Source organism: Massilia timonae CCUG 45783 (assembly GCF_000315425.1).
Classification (GTDB): domain Bacteria; phylum Pseudomonadota; class Gammaproteobacteria; order Burkholderiales; family Burkholderiaceae_D; genus Telluria; species Telluria timonae.
The window spans coordinates 276,119-301,094 of sequence record NZ_JH992924.1 but is presented as its reverse complement, the minus strand read 5'-3'; the positions used below and the strand labels follow the sequence as shown (position 1 = coordinate 301,094).

Genomic DNA, 24,976 nt, shown 5'->3' with positions numbered 1-24,976 from the left:
ATTGCTCAACTCGGAAAATATGATACCTCGTTTCCGTACGGAATCAAATGCTTTTCATCACTTTTGCTGACTATTTCAATTTTGCTGGTTTTATGCAACAGCGTGGTGAAATTGCTACACCGACCTCACTCTTCCGGCGTGGCCCAGGAACGCGCATGCGCGACCGCCCGCGCCCAGCGCGCCAGCAGTTCGGCGCGGCGGCCGGCGTCCATGCCTGGCGTGTAGCGGCGCTCGACCTGCCATTGCGCCTCGATCGCCTCCAGCGATTCCCAGTAGCCGCAGGCCAGGCCGGCCAGGTAGGCCGCGCCCAGGGCCGTGGTTTCGGTGACGCGCGGACGCACCACCTCGACGCCGAGCAGGTCGGCCTGGAATTGCATCAGCAAGTCGTTGCGGGCGGCGCCGCCGTCGGCGCGCAGCTCGGTGACGGCGCAGGCGGCGTCCTTCTGCATGGCCGCCAGCAGCTCGGCGCTCTGGTAGGCGATGGCCTCGACCGCGGCGCGCGCGATGTGGGCGGCGCCCGTGCCGCGCGTCATGCCGAGAATGGTGCCGCGCGCATACGGATCCCAGTGCGGCGCGCCGAGGCCGGTGAAGGCCGGCACCAGCATCACGCCACCGCTGTCGGGCACGCTGGTGGCGAGGGCCTCCACCTCGTGCGACTGGCGGATGATGCCCAGGCCGTCGCGCAGCCATTGCACGGTGGCGCCGCCCATGAAGACGCTGCCCTCGAGCAGGTAGTCGGTGCGGCCCGCGACCGTCCAGCCGACCGTCGCCAGCAGGCGCTTGCGCGAGACCGGCGCGGAATCACCTGCATGCATCAGCATGAAACAGCCGGTGCCGTAGGTATTCTTGACCAGGCCCTTGCGGTGGCAGGCCTGGCCGAAGGTGGCGGCCTGCTGGTCGCCGGCGATGCCGGCGATCGGGATCGCGTGGCCGAACCACTCCTCGGCGGCCAGCCCGACGACGCCGGCGCTGGGAACGACCTCGGGCAGCAGCGCGCGCGGAATGTCGAACAGCGCCAGCAAGTCGTCGTCCCAGGCCAGCGCATGGATGTTGAACAGCATCGTGCGCGCGGCATTGCTGGTATCGGTGACGTGGCGGCCACACAGGCGCCAGACCAGCCAGCTGTCGACGGTGCCGAAGGCCAGCTCGCCCTTCTCGGCCCGGCTGCGCGCGCCAGGAACATGGTTCAGCAGCCATTGCAATTTGGTGGCGGAAAAATAGGCGTCGAGCTCGAGGCCCGAGCGTTGCTGGATGAAGGCGGCCTTGCCCGCCTCGCGCAGGCGGTCGCAGGCGCCGGCGGTACGCCGGTCCTGCCACACGATGGCGTTGGCCACCGGCTCGCCGCTAACGCGGTCCCACAGGAGCGTGGTCTCGCGCTGGTTGGCGATGCCGATCGCGGCGAGCTGCGCGGCCTGGATGCCGGCTTGCGCCAATGCTTCGCGCGCGCAGGCGAGCTGGCTGTGCCAGATGTCGAGCGGGTCGTGCTCGACCCAGCCGGGCTGGGGAAAATATTGGGGGTACTCTCGCTGGCAGCTGGCCACCGGCAGGCCGGCGCGGTCGAACAGGATGGCGCGCGAGCTGGTCGTGCCCTGGTCGAGGGCAAGGATGTATTGGGTCAAAGGCGTCTCCGGACTCTGGCCGGCGCGGAACGCCAGGGCAAAGCGGTCCGGGACGACCGTCAACAAGGCGCGTGGATCACGCGCCTCGGGGAATTATAAGTAAAGCAGGCCGATAGGCCGGATTCTGTGTAACGCCACCTTGCGGCGGCGCATGGACAGCCATTCCTCTAGGCGCTGGATTACTCCAGCGCTCAAGCTTCCTACCCGCACGCTCCGCGAGCAACATCAACGCGTGCCTATTTGGAATTGCTCCAGGTGGAGGTTACCGCGTTTCACCGTAACTGAATACGCTCGTCTCTGTGGCCCTATTCCTCGCCTTATACCGCTGGCTTGCGCCAGACGGCTTTCAGCGGACGGCCGTTAACCGTCACCCCGCTCTGTGGAGTCCGGACCTTCCTCCCGTCCACGACCTTGCGGCGTGGACCAGCGACTGTCTGGCCTGCTTCACGGGCGGTATTGTACTCGCTCGCCGCTGTCGGTAGGGGCCTGCAGCACAGATTAAGTCCTCTCCCCTGAAGCGGGAGAGGTTCTTCCGCTCAATTCAAGGCTATCTTGTCAACGTTTAAAGCAAACAACTCTTCGATCAGCTTTGTGATGTTGGCTCGCACTGCACCCTCGTTTGCGATTCGCAAACGCTCTGTGCCAGCAAATGCAGCACTGAACGAAGCGGTATACGGGACGCTGATACGGCGGGTCAGGATTTCCTTGCCAGTCGTTCGCTCGATCACGGAGTACATTACGCCAACAGTGACAGTCATATCAAACCCTGCCATTGGCTGATCTACGCGCTCCAAATGCGCTATTAGCAGGTACTTCCCTGCCTGCTTACCGTTTGCTAGCAGGCCTGCATCACGCAGTGATCCCTCCAAAGCTTGCTCGAATTCACTATTGCCAACATTCGATACCCACATTGGGTTCGTTTCTTTTCCGCCGGTTACATCCTTTACAGCAACATTTGAACGAAGTGGCGTCTGTCCGATTCGCTGTTGCGGCGTTGCGTGGGCGGTCATCTGATCAATACGTGCCGGGGCGGCGCAACCAGTGAGCAGGAGTGTCAAGACGAGCGGTGCGGCAATGACGACGTTTTTCAAGTTGTCTGTTCTCATCAGAGTCCCGTTTGAGTAGAAGTAACAACCGGGGAGTTGCCAGGCGCTGCAACGGCACCTGAGCATTTTTTCAGGATCGCAGCCTGATGGCTGGCATCGTATTCGCCGCGCAGTCTTGCATAGTCAGCTTCTTGCTGCTTCGTCCCGCCCAATGCGAACAACGCAGGCCAGAACAGAACAATACCCACTCCTGCAATGGCTTTATCATTCGATGCTGCCTCGTCCAAGCGTCCACCCAGTTGAACGACACGAGACTGGATTCTTTGTATCTCACTGCTCAGCTGTTCACAGTCATAGGCTTGGTATTGCATTGGCGAAACGTATGCGACCGGGACATCCTTAGAGGCAGTCGCGCATCCGGTCAACGTCATACACGCTGCCAAAGTTATTGCTATGGTCTTTTTCATACGAATATTCCCTAGTAAATATTATATTTTTTAGCAACATAAATTGCCTCAGTAAATATAAATACTGGAAAACATCAGTGTCAATCTGAAAACATAAATTTCCTAATTGCTATTCTGTATGCATATCCACGTCGCATTCCAGCAACTAATAGCGCTAAAAGAAATCTGAAATTTAGTGTCGCCATTTCAAAAGCCGACACGGGCGTGCTCACATAGAATGCCGAAGATGCCAAAACCTCAAGGATGACCTCTCCATGACCCACCCTTCCCGCACCGGCGGCCAGCTCCTGGTCGATGCGCTCCACGTCCACGGCGTCGACACCGCCTTCGGCGTCCCCGGCGAAAGCTACCTGGACGTGCTCGATGCGCTGCACGACTCGAACATCCGCTTCGTGATCAACCGCCAGGAAGGGGGCGCGGCATTCATGGCCGAGGCCTACGGCAAGATGACGGGCAAACCCGGCATCTGCTTTGTCACCCGCGGTCCCGGCGCCACCAACGCCTCGATCGGCGTGCACACCGCCTATCAGGACTCCACCCCGATGATCCTGTTCATCGGCCAGGTCGGCAACGACTTCGTCGACCGCGAAGCCTTCCAGGAAATCGACTATCGCCGCATGTATGGCCAGATGGTGAAATGGGTGGCCCAGATCGATCGCGCCGACCGCATCCCGGAATATTTGGCGCGCGCCTTCCAGGTGGCCACCAGCGGCCGTCCCGGCCCGGTGGTGCTGGCGCTGCCGGAAGACATGCTGGTGTCGACGGCGGCAGTAGCCGACACCCGTCCCTACCAGCCGTCGCACGGCGCGCCAACGGGCGAGCAGATCGCCCGCCTGCGCGCCATGCTGCAAGACGCCCGGCGTCCGATCGTGCTGCTGGGTGGCGGCACCTGGAACGCGCAGGCCTGCGCCGACCTGGCCCGCTTCGCCGAAGCAAACCGCTTGCCGGTGGGCTGCACCTTCCGCTTCCAGGACCTGCTCGACAACGCGCACCCAAATTACGCCGGCGACGTCGGCATCGGCATCAACCCCAAGCTGGCCGCGCGCGTCAAAGAAGCCGACCTGGTGATCGCCATCGGCCCGCGCCTGGGCGAGATGACGACCGGCGGCTACACGCTGCTCGATTCGCCGGTGCCGCGCCAGCGCCTGGTCCACATCCACCCGGACCCGGAAGAGCTGGGCAGCGTCTACCAGGGCGAACTCATGATCGCCAGCGGCATGCCGCAAGCCTGCGCCATGCTGGCCGCGATGGAGCCGGTCGACGCCACCGCCTGGCAGGACAGCGTGGCCGAGGCCAAGGCCGATCTGGCCGCCTGGCAGGCGCAGCCGGCGCTGCTCAAGGAAGGCGTGCCGCTCGACCTGTGGCAGGTGGTGCAGGACTTGATGGATCAACTGCCGCGCGACGCCGTCATCACCAACGGCGCCGGCAACTACGCCTCGTGGGCGCACCGCTTCTATCGCTACGGCGGCATGCGCACCCAGCTGGCGCCGACCAATGGCGCGATGGGTTACGCCGTGCCGGCCGGCGTGGCCGCCAAGATCGTGTGGCCGGAGCGCGCCGTGGTGACCTTCGCCGGTGACGGCGAATTCATGATGACGGGCCAGGAACTGGCGACCGCCGTCCAGTACGGCGCCGGCGTGGTAATCCTGGTGTTCAACAACAATATGTTCGGCACCATCCGCATGCACCAGGAACGCACCTACCCGGGCCGCGTGTCGGGCACCGGCCTGCACAATCCGGACTTCGCCGCGCTGGCGCGCGCCTACGGCGGCCATGGAGAAGTCGTCGACAAGACCGGGGATTTCGCGCCGGCGCTGCGGCGCGCGCTCGAGCATGCGGAACAGCACCAGCTGCCGGCCGTGATCGAGCTGCGCTACGACGGCAACCTGATCACCCCGAACGCCACCCTGGAGACGATCCGCCGGCAGGCGGAAAGCGCCAGGGCTGCCCGCTAGGCCGGCACGGCCGACGGCGCCGCGTCCAGGCGCCGGCGCCAGAACGCGTGGCCGGGCCAGCGGGTTTCCATCCGATACCACGCGTCCAGGTGGCGGCGGTAGGCCAGGTCGATGCGGGCGGTCTCGCCGCCGTAGTCCTCCAGCGCGCCGGCCTCTCCTTCCAGATACCGATGCGCCGCCTCGGCGCCGGCGAGTCCGGTGTACAGGGCATTGAACAGGCCCTGGGACGACAGGGGATCGAAGGCGAGCGCGGCGTCGCCGACCGCGAGCCAGCCATCGCCCCAGGGACGATCCAGCGCGGCGCCGTGAGCGGCGCAAAAACCGTGTCCGTCCTCGGGATCGAAGCGCGCACCGGCCAGGCTGGCGCGCAGCGCCGGCGTGCGCGCCAGCCGTGCCAGCAAGGCCGGGCCGGTATGCGCGCAACGCGCCGCCGGGAGGTCGGCATCGGTGTAGAAGGCCAGCAGGCGTCTCTGTTCAGGCAACGACGCCGTGTACCACCAGCCGTCCTCCTCGGCGTGCAGCTCGCTGGCGCCGGTCGCGGCGCCGTCGTCGCGGCCGAACAGCCAGCCGCAGACCAGCTTGCCCCGCGCCTGGCGCCGCGCGCCGACGTGGCGCGCCAGCACCCCATCCCTGCCGCTCGCGTCGACCACCAGGCCGGCCCGGATCTGCAAGGGTTGGCCATGGCGCCGCACTTCGAGCTGCCAGCGCGCTCCCCCGTCGTCGATGCGGCGCAGCCCGGCCAGGCGCGTCCCGGCCAGCAGGGCGGCGCCGCGCGTGCGCGCCACGTCGGCCAGCCAGGCATCGAAGCGCGCGCGGTCCAGGTGCCAGCCCGGCCCATCGAGATTGCGCAAGGCATCCTGCTCCACCAGGGCGGACGAGCCCCAGCAGGAGCGCGTCACGTGACAGGCGGCATGCCCCTGCGCCAGGAAGTCGCGCTCGAGACGCATGTCGCGCAGCAGCCGGCCGGCGGCGGCCGGCAGCGCCTCGCCCACGCGGCGCGGCGCCGGGCCGCCCTTGTCGAGCACCAGCACCCGCCTGAAGGGCGCCAGGTTGAGCGCCAGCGCGCACCCGGCCGGCCCGGCGCCCAGCACGACGACGTCGGCATCGATGCCGACGTCGAGCGCGTCCCCGGCCGGCATCAGCCCGGCAGCCCGTGCGGGAAGCGCCGCACCTTCTCGATGGTGCCCGGCTCGGGCTCGCGCCGCTGCGCGCTGCTGCGGGCGCCGATGCGCAGCCCCGGCTGCGCCGCATCGTGCGACCGGTGGGCGTCGGGCGCCGCCATGTCCTTGATCTTCGGATGCTGGTCCTCGACCTCGATCAGCGCCGGGAAGTGCGCGCGGTCGGATGGCCCCGGATGCGACTCGACCACGCCGAGCTTGTCGAAGTGATGGATCATGTTGTTGATCTTGTCCGTGTAGCTCGTGTTCGCGTCGCCCAGCGGGTCGCTCCAGCCCGCGCGGTCGGCGAAGGCGGCGAGCCGCTCGCCCAGCGGCTTGCGCTCGTCCATGACGATCCTGTAGTTCTCCCTGGTGAGCACCTCGTTGGGCACGCGCGCCGGCCAGAAGGTCGGAATATACGGGTCGTACTCCGGCACGTAGCCCGACTTGCAGCTGGCCGTGTCCGTATGCCAGGGCACCGCCATCCAGCGCGTGATGCCGCCCGGCTGCTGGCCGGCGAAGGGGCCGTCGGTGATCTGCATCGCTTCCGGGGTCAGGACCTGCGCCGGTTGCGGCGCGATCCAGCCGTCCAGGGCGTGGGCGAAGCGGAACGGTTCCATGTACATGCTCGGCTGGCGCGTGACCCAGGTCATTTCGCAGCCGGGGTGGAAGGCGTCGGCCAGCGCGAATTCGAGCGCCGCCCGCGTCAGCGTATCGCCCTGCTCGGCCAGCGGCACCTCGTCCAGGCTGGCCGGCCAGCGCCGCTCGGGGTCGTAGTCCTCGATGAAGTCGCCCGCCGCCCACTGCGCCAGCATCTGCATCTGCGTGCCGGACAGCGAGGCGTTCTGGCGCGGCGTGGCGGCCGGCGGCACGTTCATCGCGTCGCCGTACAGCCAGGGCCAGGGCTTGGGCGAGGCGCCGTCGACGGCGTCGTCGCGGAACTGGTTCGCGACCAGGTGCCGCAGTTCGGCGCTGGCGCCGCCGCCATCGGACAGGCGCGCGAGCGCTTCGGCGCTGGTGAGGTCGTTCGCGCCCTTCCAGCCGAATCCCGACGCGAAGCCGGCATTGACCCACTGCAGCCCGGCCATCCGCTCGAAGATCGGCAGGATGTCGAAGGTGAAACTGGGCCGCCTGGGCCGCGGCAGCATGCCGGCGTTGATGGCCACGTCGCGCATCAGGTCCCACATGGTGCGCACCGACTGCCGCTGCGGGCCGTAGTTCGGCGGCGCCACGACCACCCACGCCGGCACGACGTTCAGGCGCATGCCCTGGTATTCCACGTCGGCGCTCACCGGACCGTCGGCGACGTCGTCATGCCAGGCCTCGTTGTTGGCGAAGGTGACCGCGCGGCTGCCGTCGTACGAGGCGGCGGCGCCGTGCCCGCCCAGCACGATCAGGCGTCCCTGGTCGTCGGTGAAGATCTCGCCCAGGTAGACCGGCTTGTCCATGAAGCGGCCGTCGTCGAAGCGGCGCGGGGCGGCGTCGCGTCCCGTCACCGTGCGCGCCGCCGGCGTGATCGCCAGCCTGTCGCGCTCGGCGACGCCGGGATTGCGCAGCGTCGTCGGCGGCGCCCAGGCGGCTTCGGGAATGTCCAGCGCCAGCTGGAAGCCGTACCAGGCCGACTTGGTGTTGGCCAGCTGGACCTTCCACTCGATCTTCGCGTCGTCCGGCGTCAGTTCGCGCACGATATGGCCCTTGGCGTTGACGCCGTAGACGCGGAAGCGCACCGCCTGGCGCTTGAGCTTGTGATGCGCGTCGCGATAGAAGCCGGGCGGCTGGGCCGGCGGATTGCGCACTTCCGGGCCCAGGAACCATTCGTCCTCGCTCGACCCCACGCGCGCGATGCCGATCGCCGGATGGATCACCGCCTGGACGATGCAGGTGTCGGCGTCGGGCGCCGGCCGGCCCGCCGAGAACGGACAGCTCGCGCGCGGCTGGCGCGGCTCTTCCTGCGGCTGGCCGTTGGCCTCGCGCCGCGCGTGCGCGCTGGCCGCGTAGGCGATCTTGCGCGCTTCGGCGATCGAGCCGACCGGCGTCTGCTCCGGCGGCACGCGCCAGATGTTGAAGGACAGCGCGTCGCCATATTCGGCCTGGCCGCGGGTGCAGATGTCCTGCTGCGGCAGGATCAGGGTCGCCACCTGCACGAACGGGCTGGTCTTTTCGCTCCATTCGACGGTCGCCTGGTCGAGCGGCATGTTGTCGGGGTCGGTGCGGCGCTGGACCATGAAGCGGAACCGGTATTCGCGCCGCGCCAGGCGGCGCGCCATGTCGGTGCCCAGGTAATCGTTGCCGCTGCCGGCGATCCGGTCGGACTCGGTTTCCGGTTCCAGCCGGTACTTGACGAACTGCTCGCCCGCCCTGAACGGCAGGATCGCCCAGTAGGTGGCCGTCAGCACGCTCGACTCGACCTTCGCCATGCGGTCGAACAGGCGGGACATGCGCTCATGCTTGGCCAGGTAGCCGTCGTCGTCCTTGGCGATCAAGCTCGCATAAGTGAAGTCGAGCATCTCCGCGCAATCGTCGGCGAAGAACACCGGGAAGTTCTGCATGATGAAGTCGGCGGTATCGCCTTCCTCGCCCAGCCCGTTCGGGCCGGCGACGCCGAACAGCTTGATGCCGACGCCGACCGTCGAACGCAGGTCGGGATCGGTGGGCTTGATGTCGCTCGAAAAACGCATCCATGCGTCCAGCCGCGCATGGCGGAACACGCCGACCTTCAGGTCGGCCGGAATCGACGGCAAGACTTCCAGCCGGCCGCTGGCCACGCCATGCTGCTTGCGGAACACCGCGCGCCGCGCGGGTCCGGGGTCGTTCTCGATGTGCCGCTTCTGGGAAACGTCGACGAACAGTTCGGTCAGGCGTTGCGCGGACTGGTCCGGCTGCGTGAAACAGGGAGGCGCTGCGTCGTTCGGTTTGGTCATGGCGGAATCCAATTGGGGTTGCAGGGCATCGCATCGGTGGCGATGGTGGTCCGGCTGGTGAGACGACCGCGGTGCTGCATTGGAACGGGTGCTGGACTACGAAGAGGACGAGGTGTTCATACCCTGTCGAGAGGGCAATTTATTGCGAAAAAATACTACTGCAGTATTTTTCGAAAATCTACTCGTAGTTTTCATCTTTACCGGTTCTTGTATGCGCCCGCGCAACGATCGAGCGGCATCCGATGCGCCGCAGCGACACCGGGCATGCCGCCAGCATGAACGATTGGATTCCGGCAAGGCTTCAGGAAGGCGATACTGGCGTGCAAGCGTGGTGTCGCTCGCGTGCAATGCAAGACCGTATTGCTGCTCTGGTAAAATATTCGCTAGTTTTTTCATCGCCGGCCACGCCGGCGTCCGCACGCAGTCCCGCCACCAGACACTATGTTTAGCTTCTTCAAAAGAAAAAAAGCGCCTGACACACCGGCGCCGGAACCGGTCGTGCCGGCCGCGCCGCCTGCGCCCGCCCCCGCTTCGGCCCCGGCGCCCATCGCCGCGGCCCCGATCGCCGCCGAAGCCAGCGTCCTGCACGAAGGCGCCAACCTGTTCCCCGAAACCGCCGAACGCCCGACCACCGAGCTTGAAAAGAAGACCTCGTGGATGGCGCGCCTGAAGGCCGGCCTGTCCAAGACCTCGAGCAACCTGTCGCTGCTGTTCGTCGGCGCCCGCATCGACGAAGACCTGTACGAGGAACTCGAGGCGGCGCTGCTGATGTCGGACGCCGGCATGGACGCCACCGAACATCTGCTGGGCGAACTGCGGCGCAAGGTCAAGGAAGACAAGCTGCTGGACGCCGCCGCCGTCAAGGCCGCGCTCAAGGCGCTGATGATCGAGCTGCTGCAACCGTTGCAGAAGCCGCTGGAGCTGGGCCGCCACGAACCGCTGGTGATGATGATCTCGGGCGTCAACGGCGCCGGCAAGACCACCACCATCGGCAAGCTGGCCAAGCATATGCAAAGCTTCGACCAGTCGGTGCTGCTGGCCGCCGGCGACACCTTCCGCGCCGCCGCACGCGAGCAATTGATGGTCTGGGGCCAGCGCAACAACGTCACCGTGATCTCGCAGCAGTCGGGCGATCCGGCCGCCGTCGCCTTCGACGCGGTGCAGTCGGGCAAGGCACGCGGCACCGACGTCGTCATGATCGACACCGCCGGCCGCCTGCCGACCCAGCTGCACCTGATGGAAGAGCTCAAGAAGATCAAGCGCGTGATCGGCAAGGGCATGGACGGCGCCCCGCACGAGACCCTGCTCGTCATCGACGGCAATACCGGCCAGAACGCGCTGGCCCAGGTGAAGGCCTTCGACGACGCCCTGCAGCTCACGGGCCTGGTCGTGACCAAGCTGGACGGCACCGCCAAGGGCGGCGTGCTGGCGGCGATCGCCCGCACCCGTCCGATCCCCGTGTACTTCATCGGCGTCGGCGAGAAGCTGGAAGACCTGCAGCCGTTCAACGCCGAAGAATTCGTCGAAGCGCTGCTCGGCTGACGGAACGGGGACCCATGATCGCATTCCAGTCGGTATCCAAACAGTACACCCACGGCGATGCGCGCGGCGCCTATGCGCTGCACGACGTCTCGCTCGACATCGCCAAGGGCGAGCTGGTCTACCTGGCCGGCCCATCGGGCGCCGGCAAGTCGACCCTCATGAAGATGGTGGCGGCGGTCGAGCGCCCCAGCAGCGGCAAGGTGATCGTCAACGGCCAGGACATCGGCCGCATCAAGCCGGCCGGGATTCCGTTCCTGCGCCGGAACATCGGCATCGTCTTCCAGCAGCAGCGCCTGCTCAACGACCGCAACATCCTGGCCAACACCATGCTGCCCCTCCTCGTCACGGGCGCCCGCACCGCGGACGCGGCGCAGCGCGCCCGCGCCGCGCTCGACCGGGTCGGCCTGCTCGACCGCGCCAGGGCGATGCCGCTCGAACTGTCGGGCGGCGAACAGCAGCGAGTGGCGGTCGCGCGCGCGATCGTCAACCGGCCGCAGATCATCCTGGCCGACGAGCCGACCGCCAATCTCGACCGCGTGGCGGCCGACAAGGTGCTCGACGCGCTGCGCGCCTTCCACGCCGCCGGCGTCACCTGCGTCATTTCGACCCATGACGAGCAGGTGCTGGCAGGCAGCACGCGGGTGATCCGCCTCGAGCAGGGCCAGCTGGTCGGAGGTGCGGCATGAGCCCGTGGCTGCGCCAGCACCGCTTCGCCCTCGGGGCCGCGCTGTCGACGGTGCGCAAGTCGCCCGGCAGCTTCCTGTTCAACGTGCTGGTGGTCGCGCTCGCGCTGACCCTGCCGTTCGCGGGCATCACCCTGCTCGACAATGTGCGTCCGCTGTCCGAGCAATTGTCGGTCGATCCCGAGATCAGCCTGTTCATGCGCGACGACGCCAGCCGCGCCGATGCCGAAGCGCTGGCGCCGCGCATCCGCCAGATCGTCGCGCCGCAGGGTGGACAAGAGGCGGAAATCGCCTTCGTGCCGCGCGAGCAGGCGCTCGCTTCGCTCAAGGAGCGTAGCGGCCTGGGCGACGTGCTGGAAACCCTGGGCGATAACCCCTTGCCCGACAGCTACGTAATGAAGCTGGAAGGCTTCGCCAGCGCCGGCGCCGCCGCCCAGGTAGACCTGATTACCGAGCGCCTGGGCGAACTGCCGGGCGTGGCGACGGTGCAGGTCGACTCAAGCTGGGTCAAGCGCCTGGCCGCGATGCTGGCCATCTTGCGCCTGGCGCTGCTGCTGCTGGCGGCCACGTTGGGCATCGTCGTGATCGCGGTCGTGTTCAATACGATCCGCCTGCAGGTGCTGACCCAGAAAGAAGAAATCTCGGTCTCGACACTGCTGGGCGCGACCAACGATTTCATCCACCGTCCGTTCTTCTACACCGGCGCCCTGCTCGGCCTGTGCGCCGGCGCGGTGGCGCTGGGCGCGGTGACCCTGGCCCTGCGCCCGCTGAACGGCGCGATCGGGGAGTTCGCCCGGCTGTACGGCTCGAATTTCCAGCTGATGCCGCTGGGTGGACTCGAAATCGCCGGCCTGCTGGCGATCAGCGCCGGGCTGGGCCTGGTCGGCGCCCTGCTGTCGGTGCGGCGTCACCTGGCGCGCCAGCGTTGAACGCGGTCCTACAAAGTTGCATTGAAAAAAACTGTCGAGATGGTATTGAAAACGCGATAAGCGTCACCATCTGGTGTAGCAGGGCTAGGCGGCCCTCCTGTGTGGCTGCCTGCCCCTTTACCGGACAAGACCGCGTCGCATGACACCGCAGTGAATCCTACGGCCTAGCTGCCATCCCCTACGCTTCCACGCGCATAAGTCCTACAGGCTGCGCCGTGGGTACGTGCGCCATTCAACAGAATACGTGCCGCTGCGGCCGTAATCTGTGTCTAACGTTATTCCAGTCATTCCTGGCTCACTTTTGAGCCGAATCAACTGGACAAGCAATACCTGCTCTACAGTGGAACCGTCGGCAATTCGATTCCCGAGAGCAATACTTTGAACAATCTTAAGCGCCGGGACCACTTCTAGCACTCACCTCGGGGGAGTGCTAATATATGGTCCAAGGCAATCGAAATTCAAGTCACGCATCCAGGTAACAAGCCGTAACAGCAGTGCCGCAAGGCAATAAGTTATGGCACATTAAGGATGTAGCAAGATTACTACGAGGGAAATGAATATGTCCGCACAATCCGCATTGGTTCCGACCGGCAGTCGTGCTCTGGGACTGGGTTTCACCGGCAATCTGGGCAATATCGACGCCTATATCTCGGCCGTCAACCGCCTGCCGATGCTCACGCACGAAGAAGAGGTATCGCTGGCAAAGCGGCTGCGCGACGACCACGATCTCGACGCCGCGCAAAAGCTGGTGCTGTCGCACCTGCGCCTGGTGGTATCGATCGCGCGCGGCTACCTGGGCTATGGCCTGCCGCACGCCGACCTGATCCAGGAAGGCAATATCGGCCTGATGAAGGCGGTCAAGCGCTTCGACCCGAACCAGGGCGTGCGCCTGGTGTCGTACGCCATGCACTGGATCAAGGCCGAGATGCATGAATACATCCTCAAGAACTGGCGCCTGGTGAAGGTCGCCACGACCAAGGCCCAGCGCAAGCTGTTCTTCAACTTGCGCAGCAACAAGACCGGCCTGGACGCGATGTCGCCGGGCCAGGTCGACGACCTCGCCAAGCTGCTGGGCGTCAAGCGCGAAGAAGTGATCGAGATGGAAACCCGCCTGTCGGGCCGCGACATCGCGCTGGAGTCGCCGACCGACGACGAAGACGACAAGTTCTCGCCGATCGCCTACCTGTCGTCGGACCAGCAGGAACCGACCAAGGTGCTCGAGGCCGAGCAGGTCACCCGCCTGCAGTCCGAAGGCCTGGAAACGGCGCTGGGCAAGCTCGACCCGCGTTCGCGCCGCATCATCGAGGCGCGCTGGCTGGCCAACGACGACGGCTCGGGCGCCACGCTGCATACGCTGGCCGAAGAGTTCAGCGTGTCGGCCGAGCGCATCCGCCAGATCGAATCGGCCGCGCTCAAGAAGATGAAAGGCGCGCTGGCGGCTTACGTGTAAGCCTGCCCTGCCCCATCGGGAACCCCGCTTAGGCGGGGTTTTTCTTTGGCGCTGTCAGTCCCGCACTCACAGCGCCCGGTAGCGGAAATCGCCGAGCGTTACCGCGCCGGCGCCGGCGCAATAGACGCCGACCTTCAGGCTCAGGAAGCCACCGAACACATTGTGGTGGATGCCCGATACTTCCATCCGCGTGCCGTGCAGGGTCCAGGTCTTGCCGCCGTCGTGCGAGTAGCGCCAGGTGACGACGTGCTCGTCGTTCGTCATCCGCACCCTTACCGAGGACGTCTTGCGCTTGCCCCGCGCCCAGCCCTGTTCTTCGGCGTACTGGAAGGTCTTGACCTCGTCGCGCGTGAACCCGATGCCGACGAAGGCTTTCTGGCTGTAGAACAGCAGCAGGCCGGCTTCGGCCTCTCCCTCCAGGGTGAGCGTCACCTCCACCTCGTAGGCGCGGTCGCCGACGCCGCAGGTCAGCGGCCGGCTGTCGGCCGGCGACGCGCCGCGACCGGCGATCCGCAGGCCCTTGTCGATGTAACGCGCGCGGCGCATCTCGTCCAGCGCCGGATCGTGGAAGGCCCACTGCACGCCGAAACGGTCGCGCCTGAAATCGTCGGACAGCGCCTGGCCGGCCGGGCCGGCCTTCCCTCCCTTCGGCATCGGCAATGGCCGCGACAGGTCGCCGCCCATGGCGTGGAACCAGCCATCATCCGTCCACTCGATCGGCTCCAGCAGCGTCTGCCGCCCCAGGGTGCGGTAGACGTTCTCGTAGCCGTGATAGATCATCCACCAGTCGCCGGCCGGCCCCTCGACCAGGGTCGCATGGCCGCGCGACCACCACGGTTCGGCCGTGCCCAGCGAACGCACCAGCGGGTTGTGCGGACAGTGTTCCCATGGTCCATGCACCGAGGTCGAGCGCGCCGCGATCACCATATGGCCGGTGACCGGGCCGGCGGTGCCGCCGACCGCCGTCACCAGATAGAACCATTTGCCGCGCCGCAGCAGCTTCGGCCCTTCGGGCGCGAAGTTCTCGACGATCCAGTCGGCCGGATAGCGCCAGGGTTCATAGGCCTTCTCGAGGCGGCCATCAGTGGCCAGGCCATCGTCGGCGAGCCGAATCTTGCGGATGCCGTTGACGAACAGGTAGCGCTTGCCGTCCTCGCCCACCACGTGGCCGGGATCGATGCAGTCGGCAATCCTGAGGTCGACCGGATCGCTCCACGGCCCCTCGATGCGGTCGGCCCAGATCGCGTAGATCGACCACGGCTTGCCGTCCGGCGCGGCCGGGATGTAGATGAAATAGCGGCCATCGTGCTTGCACAGGTCGACGGCCCAGATCGTCCCCAGGGGTTTGCTCAGCGCCGGCGCGACCGGGCGCCAGTTGACCAGGTCGGTCGAATGCCAGATCACCAGGCCAGGGTAGGAATAGAAGGAAGAATACGTGAGGTAGTAGTCCTTGCCGTCCTTGAGCACGGTGGGGTCGGGATGGTCTCCGGCGATGATGGGATTCAGGTAGGTGCCGTCGCCCTGGTCGGCCCGGCGCTGGCCTTCGATGCCGCGGCGCCAGGCCTGCCCGCCTGCCTGGCAATCAATCGATGCCGCTGCCGCCATGGGCAGCGCCGGCAGGCTGGCGCCCGCCAGCAGGATCTTGAAGGCGTCGCGACGCGAGGGTTTCGTCATGTCCTGGTCTTTCTCGTGGTGGACGGGACAGGATAGGAAATCCCGCGCGCCGAAGCCAGCGCCAGCAGCCTTTTCTCCCGGGGGATTGCGGAAAATTGTACGAATCTTGCAGCAAATGGCAGGCCGCCCGCCCCTTTTCGGGGGCGCGCCAACGCGTTTCTCTCCCATTGGCTAGAATGATTTCTTTGACCAGGTTCAAGGAGACCCCATGGCTGACCAAGCATCCTACGTCCCACCGAAAGTCTGGACCCCGCCCGCTTCGTCGGGCGGAACCTTCGCCAGCATCAACCGCCCGGTCGCAGGCCCGACCCACGACAAGGAACTCCCGGTCGGCCAGCATCCGCTGCAGCTGTATTCGCTGGCCACGCCGAACGGCGTGAAGGTGACGATCCTGCTGGAAGAATTGCTGGCGGCCGGCCACAGCGGCGCCGAGTACGATGCCTGGCTCATCCGCATCAACGAAGGCATGCAGTTCTCGAGCGGTTTCGTCGAGGCCAACCCCAATTCGAAGATTCCGGCCCTGGTCGACCGCAGTGGCGCAGAACCCGTGCGCGTGTTCGAATCCGGCTCGATCCTGGTCTACCTGGCCGAAAAATTCGGCGCCTTCCTGCCGAAGGACGGCCTGGCGCGCGCCGAGACCATGAACTGGCTGTTCTGGCAGATGGGTTCGGCTCCTTTTGTCGGCGGCGGTTTCGGTCACTTCTATGCCTATGCGCCGGAAAAGCTGCAGTACCCGATCGACCGCTACGCGATGGAAACCAAGCGCCAGCTCGACGTGCTCGACCGCCATCTGGCCGACAAGCGCTTCGTCGCGGGCGAGGAGTACACGATCGCCGACATGGCGATCTGGCCCTGGTATGGCGGGCTGGTGCTGGGCCAGCTGTACGAGGCGGCCGAATTCCTCTCCGTGCACGAATACAGACATGTCAAACGCTGGGCCGACGAGATCGCCGCGCGGCCGGCCGTCATCCGTGGACGCAAGGTCAACCGCTCGTTCGGCCCCGAAGCCGACCAGGTGCACGAGCGACACGACGCGGCCGACCTCGACTGAGCGCTACCTGAACTGCACCCGCGCGACCACCGGATGGTGGTCGGACGGATAGCGGCCGTGGAGCGAATCGCCCAGGGCCGCGTACTTGAGCACCTCGAAGTGGCGGTCGACGTAGATGTAGTCGATGCGGTCGCGCATGGGCGCATCGAGCCGGAAGCCGTTATAGGTGCCGACCGGCCCGTACGGCGGCGTGCGGCTGACCTGGTAGGCGTCGCGCATCGTCGTCGCCATCGCCCGCATCTGCGGGGTGTCGGGCGTCGAATTGAAGTCGCCCGTGCAGATGGCCGGCTCGCCGCGGCCGATCTCGGCGATCTTGCGCAGCAACAGCTCGCTCGATGCACGGCGCGCGACAACGCCTTCATGGTCGAAGTGCGCCGAGAACACGTACAACACCCGGCCGCTGGCGCGTTCGCGCAGCCTGGCCCACGAGACGATGCGATGGCAGCAGGTCGCATCCCAGCCCAGCGAGGGCCGGTCGGGCGTTTCGCTGAGCCAGAAATCGCCCTTGTCCAGCAGCGCGAAGCGGCTCTTGCGGAAGAAGATGGCCGAATGCTCGCCGGCCTGTTTGCCATCGTCGCGGCCGACGCCGACGTGGTCGAATTCTTCCATCTGCGCCAGGTCGGCGACCTGGCCGGCGAGTCCCTCCTGGGTGCCGACGATGTCGAATTCGTGATGGCGGATCAGCGCCTTGACCATCTCCCTGCGCGCCGGCCAGGCGTTGGGGCCATCCTGGGGATTGTCATAGCGCAGGTTGAAGCTGGCGACGTTCATGGGCTCGCCCCGCTCGAATGCGGCGGCGGGCGCGCAGGCCACGCCGATCAGCATGGCGAATGCAGCGAACAGGGAGCAAACAATCTTCATGGCGTCGAGTTAAGCACAGTCGGCAGGCCATGGCGACCAACAAGACCTCATGACGGCGCAGTTTATGTTCTTTACTAAACAGCGGGGGCGGTTTGCGCGTCCAGCAGATAACGCCGCTCCATCATCGCCGCCATCTCCTCGGCCGGCACCGGACGCGCGATAAAGTAACCCTGCACCTCGTTGCAATCGAGGTGGCGCAGGATCGCCAGCTGTTCCTCGGTTTCGACGCCCTCGGCCACCACCGACATGCCCAGCGCGTGCGCCATCGACACGATGGCCTGGAAGAACACCTTGCCCTCCTTCGAATTGGCCAGCTCGGTGGTGAAGGCGCGGTCGACCTTCAGCACGTCCATCTTGAGACGCTGCAGCTGCGACAGCGACGAGTAGCCGGTGCCGAAATCGTCCACATGCAGTTTCACCCCGAGCGCGCGCAGGGCCGCCAGCTCGGCCAGGATGTCGTCCTGGTCGCCCATCATCGCCGACTCGGTGATCTCGACTTCGATCAGGCTGGCCGGCACCCGGTGCTTGACCAGCGCCGCGCTCAGCTGGCGCTGCACGCCGCCGCGCAGGAACTGCTTGGGCGAGACGTTGATCGAGACCGGCACCAGCGCCACGCCGGCCTCGCGCCAGGCGGCCAGCTGGGCGCAGGCCTTGTCGATCACGGTCTCGCCGATGCGCACGATCAGCCCGGTGGCTTCGGCCAGCGGGATGAATTCGCCCGGCGCCACCATGCCCAGGGACGGATGGCGCCAGCGCACCAGCGCTTCCATGCTCAGCAATTCTCCGCTGCGCGCATCCACGCGCGGCTGGTAGTGCAGCACGAACTGGTCGGCCTCGAGCGCTTCGAGCATGTTCTGCTTCAGGCGCGCGCGCGAGTTGAGGGTCGACGACAGCGAGGGATCGAAGAAGCGGTATTGCCCCTTGCCCTCGTTCTTGCCGACGTACATGGCGATGTCGCTGTGCCTGACCAGGGTCTCGGCATCCAGCCCGTCGCGCGGATACAGGCTGATGCCGATCGAGGAGCCCACGGCGTGCAGCTCGTCGCCGATCAGGAACGGCACGGCGAAAGCCTCGACGATGCGCGAGGCCACCGAGGCGGCCTGGCGCTCGCCGTCGCAGGGCGACAGCAGCACCACGAATTCGTCGCCGCCGAAGCGCGCCACCCCGTCGCCCGGACGCAGCAAGGACAGCAGGCGGCCGGCGGCGGCCTTCAGCAGCTGGTCGCCGGTGGCGTGGCCGTGGGTGTCGTTGACATGCTTGAACTCGTCCAGGTCGATGAACAGCAGCGCGGCGCTGGCGCCGTTGCCGGCGCTGGCTTCCTGCGCCTGGGCCAGCATGGCCGGCATGCGCTCCAGGAAGGCGTGGCGGGTGGCCAGGCCGGTCAGCGAATCTTCGTTGGCCAAGCGCTCGAGCTGGGCCTCGTGCGCCTTGCGCTCGCTGATGTCCTGCAGGGTCACCGCCAGGCCGTTGCCGACCCGTACCAGGCGCCGGCGGCCCCAGCTGATATTGAGCCGGTTATCGCTCGGCATCCTGCGGTCGTCTTCATGAAAGCCGCTGTCCATCGCCTTGCGGTAGGTGCCGAGGAGGTCCTCGCCGAACAGGCCGCTGTCGATCCCGGTCAGGCTCGACCCGACCAGTTCGTCGCGCGTCACGCCATAGAAGAAGGCGCCGCGCTCGTTGCAGTCGACGATGCGGAAATCCGTGATCTGGCCGTCGCGCGCGCGCACCGCCGAGGCCATGTAGAAGCCATCGTTGCCGCTCTCGGTGGCCGCGCGGTAGGCGCGCCGCACCTCGTCCTGTTCCCTGGCGCGCGCCACGGCGCGCCGCGCCAGCGCCGCCCCGACCGCGCCCAGCAGCAACAGGCACAGGGTGGCGACGATGGCGCGGTCGCGGCTCTCGATCCAGTAGCCGTTGTTGGCCTCCAGCGCAGCGTGCTGCGGCAGGCCGACCAGGGCCACCAGCGGATAGGCGGTCGACTGGCGCCAGCCCAGCACGCGCGACTGGCCGTCGGCGAAGCCGCCCTCGCCCTCGACCAGACGCACGCCCTGCTCGCCCGACCAGGCGGCGCCGCGGCGCGGCAGCGCGACCGCGTCCGTGAACGATGCGCCGTTGCTGCGCTGCTCGACCCGCAGACGCCCTTCGCTGCCGGCCAGCGCCACGATGCCGCCGGCGCCGATGGTGGCCGGGCTGACGAAGGACGTGAAGTAGCGGGCGTCGATCGCCATCAGTACCACGCCGTCGAATTCCTCTTCACGCGTTTCGAGGCGGCGCGTGAACAGCACCACGTCGTCGGCGCTGCCGAACTGCGTCGGCGCGGCGCCGACCCGCAGCGCGGTCGAGTTGTTGTCGCGGTGATGGTTGAACCAGGCGCTGGGCGCCAGGTCGGCGCCGATCAGGCCGGCGCGCGTGCTGGAGCGCACGACGCCGCCGCGGTCGAGCACCGCCACCACGTGAAAGGCGCTGTCGGTGAACATGCCGTCGCGCCGCATCTCGTCGAGCAGGCCAGCCTGGCGCGAATTCTCCCAGCTGAACTTCAGCTGCATCGTGATCTGGTCCATCTGCGCCACCGAGCGCGTGATGTACTGCTCGTACGCTTCGGCGTAGGCCGCGACGTCCTTGCGCGCCTGGCCGGCCACGCGCTCCTGCTCGGCCTCGACCCGCAGCAGGGTCGCCGCCCACAGCGCGCTGCATGCCAGCACGGCCAGCAGCGGCCACAGCAGGACCAGGAAGCGGTTGCTGCGCGCGGGGTCCAGATAGGGCGCCAGGTAGGGGGCGAGCCCAGGATGTTTACTCATTGCTGCGGCCAAAGGAAAAGTTGCCGCCAGTCTAGATTGCAAATATGTCAGCGTAGTGACACGTGAAATGTTTGGAGGCTTGCGCTTGCGAGACAGCGATCAAGTGACCTCGGCCTTGGCCGCCCCGGGCGGCTGCGTCGGCCGTATGCGGATGCTGGAGATGATCCTGTCCCACAGCGCGAGGGCTGCCGGCTGCGACAGCGAGGACGGCACTGGCCCGTCGTCGCCACTGCCGGTTTTCATCATCAGGCGCACATCGGGGACGAGTACATTGTCTTCACTGCCGTCCACCTCCCATCGGAACCCGTAGATAATGGAAAAGTTCTCTTCGAGCACCTGCTCGACGAGTTCGTCACCGGTCAGGCCACCGATCGTACGCGGCGCGGCGCGCAGCTTCGTGAAACGCGCGCTGACGATCAGGGGCGCCCGCGCGTGCGAGGCGGCAGCCCGCTCGAGCAGTCCCTTTCCCGGCTTGGTGCCGGCGGTCGTGTCGAACTTGATCTCGATGTCCGGACGGCTCGGCAGGCCGGCCGTCATCACGATCCGCTCCCGATTCTTCGCCGTGAGCGGGTCTCGTACGTAAGCGCGGTCGAGACAGAAACCGGACTCGGTCGGAATACTGTTGGCAGGATTGGCCACCAGCTGGGACACGAGTTTGAAGAGAGTCTCGATGCGCTGCGGACTGGCTTCTTTTGCGATCACGTCGATGCCGACGCCATCTCCATGAACATGCGCTTCGAGGGTGACGTCCTCAATGCGGTATGGCTCCCGCTTCATTCCATTCAATTGCGTGCCTTCAGTTACGGTCCGTTCATGCATGAATATTTTTCCTACAAGACCGCTATCGGTTTTCACATCCCTGGCAATTTCCAGGTTGTTGTCTCCACCTAGCCGGTCCGGCTTGGTCCGGATCGCCGCTTCCCGTTGTGCCAGCCGGGCGGTGAAAGCTTCCGCGCTTTCTTCGGACGCGCCGATGCTGAAGCCGCTGATTTTTTCTCCAAAGAAGCTGTATTGCGCCTCAGCCGGCAGGTCGATCAGCATTCTGCCGACACATACGGTTTGCATCTTTTCTGTCATCTTCGCCACCTCATACCTGTCCAGCACGGCGCCCACCGCCCACGTGCCTGTCAACGCCGCGAGCACCACGGCCCATGCCCGGGTCCATCGCTTTTGCAGATATCTCATTCGGGTAGCCCTTGTACGATCCTGACAATCAGGCGCAGCGTGAGCATCAGCATGTCCTCGCTCTTGTAGCTGCCTTGATGGTCATAGCCGCGGGTCTCGAACAACTGCCGGATACTGCCGGCCGGCCCAGCGCCGGACTGGTGCGGCACGGTGCCGTCGCCCCGGGTATCGGGTGGTTCCGGCCTGAAGAGCATCTCGCAGCCGGCTTCGACGCCCACGAGCCGACCGTCAGGGTAATGGCGGATGAAGCTGCCTTCCTTGACGTTGGATGGCGTGAGGACGGTACGCGACTCGGACGGCTTGCGCCCGACCCAGCGCACCTGACCGAAGGCGCGTCGATCGGGATCGGCCCCATAGAATGCATAGGTATTGGGATGGTAGTAATTTCCCAAGTGTTCTTTGTGGAAACGCTCGGCGGTGGCGATTGCTCTTTTGATGGCGTCTTCCACACCCCCTTCTTGATCAATGAATTTTTCGGCAGGGTCGGCCAGTGCAGGATCAACCAACCGATACCAGGATTTCAAATCGCGGTACAGCTCATAGGGATCGGGGTAGGCTTCATTCGGTATGCGCAAATAATCGAAAACGGGATCCGGCACGCCCTGACTACCAGACGGCTGCCTGACGCTCACATGCAGCCACGGTCCCGGATACAGATGGTTCGGCAGCAATTCGAGCGGACCGGGCGACGTCGCCAGTACGGGCGTGGTGTCGTAGGTCGTCGCGCCAAGGATCATGGCGGCGAAGCGGCCGACGAAGTCGTTGACCTCGGTGCCACAAGCCATGCGGCGGTAGGCGGCGGGAGCGCCCAGGGCCGGCATCGCGCCATGGATCACGCCGGCGATCTTGTCCGGGATGCGCCTGGCGCAGGCACGCGCAACCAGGCCGCCCATCGAGTGCGTCACGAGGATGACCTGCTCGCACTTGCGCTTGTGCGCCTTCCAGTAGTCGATGACGTCGTCGATGCGCTGCTCGAGGCGCTGCGACGCTTCGTGCGCGCTGCGCAACCAGTGATAACCGGCGCCGTACACCGGATAATGGTGGAGCGCATGCCGTTCCAGCTCGGCCTCGGTCAGCGGCGCCATGTGCGGAAAACCCCATTTCGCAGGATCGCAATCCATCACTTCTTGCCAGTGTGGCCGGATGCGCCGCATATCCTCCGCGTAGCGGCGGTAGAAGGTCTGGTTCAGGCGCGTTTCCAGCATACACAGCAGGTCGATGTAGGAACCGGCATGCAGCTCGCCCCACCAGCGCTCGCGCGCCAGTTGGGGGTGGACATGCGGCCCCCACTGGTCGTGACGGATATGCGGTTCGCCGCTGTCGTCCACCTCCAGCGTGTCGGGGTCGAGCAGGCGCTGGCGGTAGGCGGGATCGTATTGGTCCCAGACCAGCGCATCCCACAATCCGCCCGGCGTCGTGTTGGGCGGCCGCCAGGCTGGCTTGCCAGGATTGACCTCCTCGTTCTCTTCTTCCCGCGAGCGTGGCTTGCTCTTTGCCCTGAGGTTGGTCCCCATGATGCCGGGAACGACGATCACGGGCACCGTGCTCCGCGGGGGCACCAATGCCAGGCCGCGGATCTTGAAGTCGACCGGGGTGGCGACGGACATCGCCTGCCAGCCCCCGTCGGGCAAGGGCAGCAGGGGCCGCAAGGGGCGTGTCGGTTCCGGCATGAACGCGGAAGGCTGCTCGTCTCGTCAAAATCGCGATACTGACATGAGAACGCCAGCGCTTTCTTGCGAATGCACAACAGACTAGCCGCCCTATTTCGGCGAAAAAAGATGCCCGAGGATGCCGTCAGACCGCGCTTCAGGTCGGCGACAGCATGTAGCCGGCGCCGCGCACGGTCTTGATCAGCGACTTGGCCCGCCCCAGCGCCTTGCGCAGGCGCAGCACGTGCACGTCCACCGTGCGCTGGTCGAGCGAGGCGTGGGCTTCCCACAGTTGCTCCAGCAGCTGGGTGCGCGTAAACACCTGGCCCGGATGGCACAGCAGGAAGCGCAGCAGCCGGTATTCGGCGTGCCTGACCTCGACCTTGTGGCTGCCGACCCGCACGCTGCAGCTGAGCGGATCGAGCACCAGGCGGCCCGAGCGCAACAGGCGCGACTCGGGCGACAGTTCGCGCGCCTGCTCGAGCGGGGCCTGGGGAATGAATTCGGGATGGGGGACGGGCGCCGGGAGGCTGGCGGGACGCTCGCCTTCCGCGCATTGCGCCGCCAGCAGGATCACCGGCTGCTCGCGCAGGCGGCGGTCGCCGCGCAGGCGCGCCAGCAGGCGCATGCCGCCTTCATTGCGCAGCATCGATTCCTGCAGCAACAGTTCCGGGCGCTCGCGCCCGATGAAGTCCCAGGCTTGCGCCAGGCTCGGCACGTCATGCCAGACCCACTCGTCCTCGTGCAGCGAGAACTTGAGCAGCTCGGCAATGGCCGGCTTGTCGTCGATCACCAGGACGATCGTGTTCGCCGTTGTCATGGGATGCCCAAAAAGAGGTTCTGCGTTGATGCGGCCCACGGTGCCGCGAGCGCACCAACGAAAATCCGGCAGCCAGGCTGCCGGATCGGTCGCCGTGAAGGCGTCTTACATGATGGCCTTGCCCGAAGCGTCCTTCAGGTTGGCTTTCCAGGCGTCCTGCACTTGCTTGACGACGCTGGCCGGCATCGGCACGTAGTCCAGCTCGGCAGCTGCCGGGGCGCCGTTCTTGAACGACCAGTCGAAGAACTTCACGACTTCCTGGCCTTTCTTGGCGTCGGCCTGGCTCTTGTGCATCAGGATGTACGACACGCCGGTGATCGGCCAGCTCTGCTTGCCGGCGCCGTCGGTCAGCACCACGCCGAAGCCTGGGGCCTTGGTCCACTCGGCATTGGCGGCGGCGGCCTTGAACACGTCGTCCGACGGTTGCAGGTCGACGCCTTCCTTGTTGCGCAACTGGGTGTGCGACAGCTTGTTCTTCTTGGCATAAGCCCACTCGACGTAGCCGATTGCGCCCTTGATACGCTGCACGTTGGCGGCGACGCCTTCGTTGCCCTTGCCGCCCACGCCCACGGCCCACTTCACGGTGGTGCCCGAACCGATGCTCTCTTTCCAGGCCGGGCTGGTCTTGGCCAGGAAGTCGGTGAACAGGAACGAGGTGCCCGAGCTGTCGGCGCGGTGCACGACGGTGACATCCAGAGCAGGCAGTTTCACGCCCGGGTTCAAAGCGGCGATTTCCGGCGCGTTCCACTTGGTGATCTTGCCCATGTAGATGTCGGCCAGCAGCGGGCCGGTCATCTTCAGCTGGCCCGGGGTCACGCCGTCGACGTTGACCACGGCGACCACGCCGCCCATGATCGCCGGGAACTGCATCAGGCCTTCCTTGTCCAGCTCTTCCGCCTTCAGCGGCATGTCCGATGCGCCGAAGTCCACGGTCTTCGCCTTGATCTGCTTGATGCCGGCGCCCGAGCCGACCGACTGGTAGTTCAGGCCGGTGCCGGTGGCGGCCTTGTAGCTTTCAGCCCACTTGGCGTAGATCGGGTACGGGAAGGTCGCGCCCGCGCCGGTAATGTCGGCGGCGAACGAGGTCGTCATCACGAGCGTGGCGGCAGCGCCGGCGAGGATCTTCTTGAACATTGTTATTCCTATCTCTGGTTGAGGGATACGTTTTGGAC

General features: G+C 66.1%; 18 protein-coding genes and 1 other RNA gene. 6 read left to right on the top strand and 13 right to left on the bottom strand.

Annotated features, from left to right (window positions below; genetic code table 11):
• Positions 1-125: 125 nt before the first annotated feature.
• From glpK to HMPREF9710_RS27225, 4 genes are all read right to left on the bottom strand, one after another.
• Positions 126-1,619: a glycerol kinase GlpK gene (glpK, locus tag HMPREF9710_RS16485; protein WP_040777258.1), complete on the bottom strand. Its 1,494-nt coding sequence runs from the start codon at positions 1,617-1,619 to the stop codon at positions 126-128.
• A gap of 97 nt (positions 1,620-1,716) precedes the next feature.
• Positions 1,717-2,065: RNase P RNA component class A (gene rnpB / locus HMPREF9710_RS26685), an RNA gene on the bottom strand.
• Between the two features lie 90 nt (positions 2,066-2,155).
• The gene (locus HMPREF9710_RS16480; RefSeq protein ID WP_040777255.1) at positions 2,156-2,710 is read right to left on the bottom strand and encodes a YajG family lipoprotein; all 555 of its coding nucleotides are present in this window, start codon (positions 2,708-2,710) and stop codon (positions 2,156-2,158) included.
• Positions 2,711-2,724: 14 nt separating this feature from the next.
• Positions 2,725-3,132: a hypothetical protein gene (locus HMPREF9710_RS27225; protein ID WP_081589948.1), complete on the bottom strand. Its 408-nt coding sequence runs from the start codon at positions 3,130-3,132 to the stop codon at positions 2,725-2,727.
• A 254-nt stretch (positions 3,133-3,386) separates the two neighbouring features.
• Here HMPREF9710_RS27225 and HMPREF9710_RS16475 point away from each other — a divergent pair, with 254 nt between their 5' ends.
• Positions 3,387-5,087 (top strand): thiamine pyrophosphate-binding protein, encoded by a 1,701-nt coding sequence (locus HMPREF9710_RS16475; protein WP_005668184.1) that lies wholly within the window; start codon positions 3,387-3,389, stop codon positions 5,085-5,087.
• Here HMPREF9710_RS16475 and HMPREF9710_RS16470 read toward each other — a convergent pair.
• Both HMPREF9710_RS16470 and HMPREF9710_RS16465 read right to left on the bottom strand, forming a co-directional pair.
• Entirely contained in the window at positions 5,084-6,226 is a 1,143-nt protein-coding gene (locus HMPREF9710_RS16470; protein WP_005668182.1) for a tryptophan 7-halogenase, read from the bottom strand. The genes HMPREF9710_RS16475 and HMPREF9710_RS16470 overlap by 4 nt on opposite strands.
• Positions 6,226-9,165 (bottom strand): LodA/GoxA family CTQ-dependent oxidase, encoded by a 2,940-nt coding sequence (locus HMPREF9710_RS16465; RefSeq protein ID WP_005668180.1) that lies wholly within the window; start codon positions 9,163-9,165, stop codon positions 6,226-6,228. The genes HMPREF9710_RS16470 and HMPREF9710_RS16465 overlap by 1 nt, the downstream gene beginning before the upstream one ends.
• A gap of 441 nt (positions 9,166-9,606) precedes the next feature.
• Here HMPREF9710_RS16465 and ftsY point away from each other — a divergent pair, with 441 nt between their 5' ends.
• From ftsY to rpoH, 4 genes are all read left to right on the top strand, one after another.
• Positions 9,607-10,707, top strand: a complete 1,101-nt coding sequence (gene ftsY, locus HMPREF9710_RS16460; RefSeq protein ID WP_005668178.1) for a signal recognition particle-docking protein FtsY — start codon at positions 9,607-9,609, stop codon at positions 10,705-10,707.
• Positions 10,708-10,721: 14 nt separating this feature from the next.
• Positions 10,722-11,393, top strand: a complete 672-nt coding sequence (locus HMPREF9710_RS16455) for a cell division ATP-binding protein FtsE (RefSeq protein ID WP_005668176.1) — start codon at positions 10,722-10,724, stop codon at positions 11,391-11,393.
• A complete protein-coding gene (gene ftsX / locus HMPREF9710_RS16450; RefSeq protein WP_005668174.1) occupies positions 11,390-12,319 on the top strand; it encodes a permease-like cell division protein FtsX in 930 nt (309 codons plus the stop codon). Before HMPREF9710_RS16455 ends, ftsX begins: the two co-directional genes overlap by 4 nt.
• Before the next feature lie 559 nt (positions 12,320-12,878).
• Positions 12,879-13,769, top strand: coding sequence for an RNA polymerase sigma factor RpoH (gene rpoH, locus HMPREF9710_RS16445; protein ID WP_005668172.1), 891 nt, complete (start codon positions 12,879-12,881; stop codon positions 13,767-13,769).
• Positions 13,770-13,835: 66 nt separating this feature from the next.
• Here rpoH and HMPREF9710_RS16440 read toward each other — a convergent pair whose 3' ends face one another.
• Entirely contained in the window at positions 13,836-15,443 is a 1,608-nt protein-coding gene (locus HMPREF9710_RS16440; RefSeq protein ID WP_005668170.1) for a family 43 glycosylhydrolase, read from the bottom strand.
• Between the two features lie 208 nt (positions 15,444-15,651).
• Between HMPREF9710_RS16440 and yghU the strand changes: the two genes are divergently transcribed.
• Entirely contained in the window at positions 15,652-16,494 is an 843-nt protein-coding gene (yghU, locus tag HMPREF9710_RS16435) for a glutathione-dependent disulfide-bond oxidoreductase (RefSeq protein ID WP_005668168.1), read from the top strand.
• 3 nt (positions 16,495-16,497) lie between these two features.
• On the opposite strand, the gene HMPREF9710_RS16430 is transcribed toward yghU, so the two are convergent.
• The 6 genes from HMPREF9710_RS16430 to pstS form a co-directional block, all read right to left on the bottom strand.
• Positions 16,498-17,355 (bottom strand): endonuclease/exonuclease/phosphatase family protein, encoded by an 858-nt coding sequence (locus tag HMPREF9710_RS16430; protein WP_005668167.1) that lies wholly within the window; start codon positions 17,353-17,355, stop codon positions 16,498-16,500.
• Positions 17,356-17,429: 74 nt separating this feature from the next.
• A complete protein-coding gene (locus tag HMPREF9710_RS16425; RefSeq protein ID WP_005668166.1) occupies positions 17,430-20,150 on the bottom strand; it encodes a bifunctional diguanylate cyclase/phosphodiesterase in 2,721 nt (906 codons plus the stop codon).
• 99 nt (positions 20,151-20,249) lie between these two features.
• A complete protein-coding gene (locus tag HMPREF9710_RS16420) occupies positions 20,250-21,335 on the bottom strand; it encodes a T6SS immunity protein Tli4 family protein (RefSeq protein WP_005668165.1) in 1,086 nt (361 codons plus the stop codon).
• The gene (locus tag HMPREF9710_RS16415) at positions 21,332-22,942 is read right to left on the bottom strand and encodes an esterase/lipase family protein (protein WP_229409845.1); all 1,611 of its coding nucleotides are present in this window, start codon (positions 22,940-22,942) and stop codon (positions 21,332-21,334) included. Before HMPREF9710_RS16415 ends, HMPREF9710_RS16420 begins: the two co-directional genes overlap by 4 nt.
• Positions 22,943-23,141: 199 nt before the next feature.
• On the bottom strand, positions 23,142-23,804 hold the full coding sequence (locus HMPREF9710_RS16410) for a winged helix-turn-helix transcriptional regulator (RefSeq protein WP_005668163.1): 663 nt from the start codon (positions 23,802-23,804) through the stop codon (positions 23,142-23,144).
• A gap of 105 nt (positions 23,805-23,909) precedes the next feature.
• Entirely contained in the window at positions 23,910-24,938 is a 1,029-nt protein-coding gene (gene pstS / locus HMPREF9710_RS16405; protein ID WP_005668162.1) for a phosphate ABC transporter substrate-binding protein PstS, read from the bottom strand.
• Positions 24,939-24,976 lie beyond the last annotated feature (38 nt).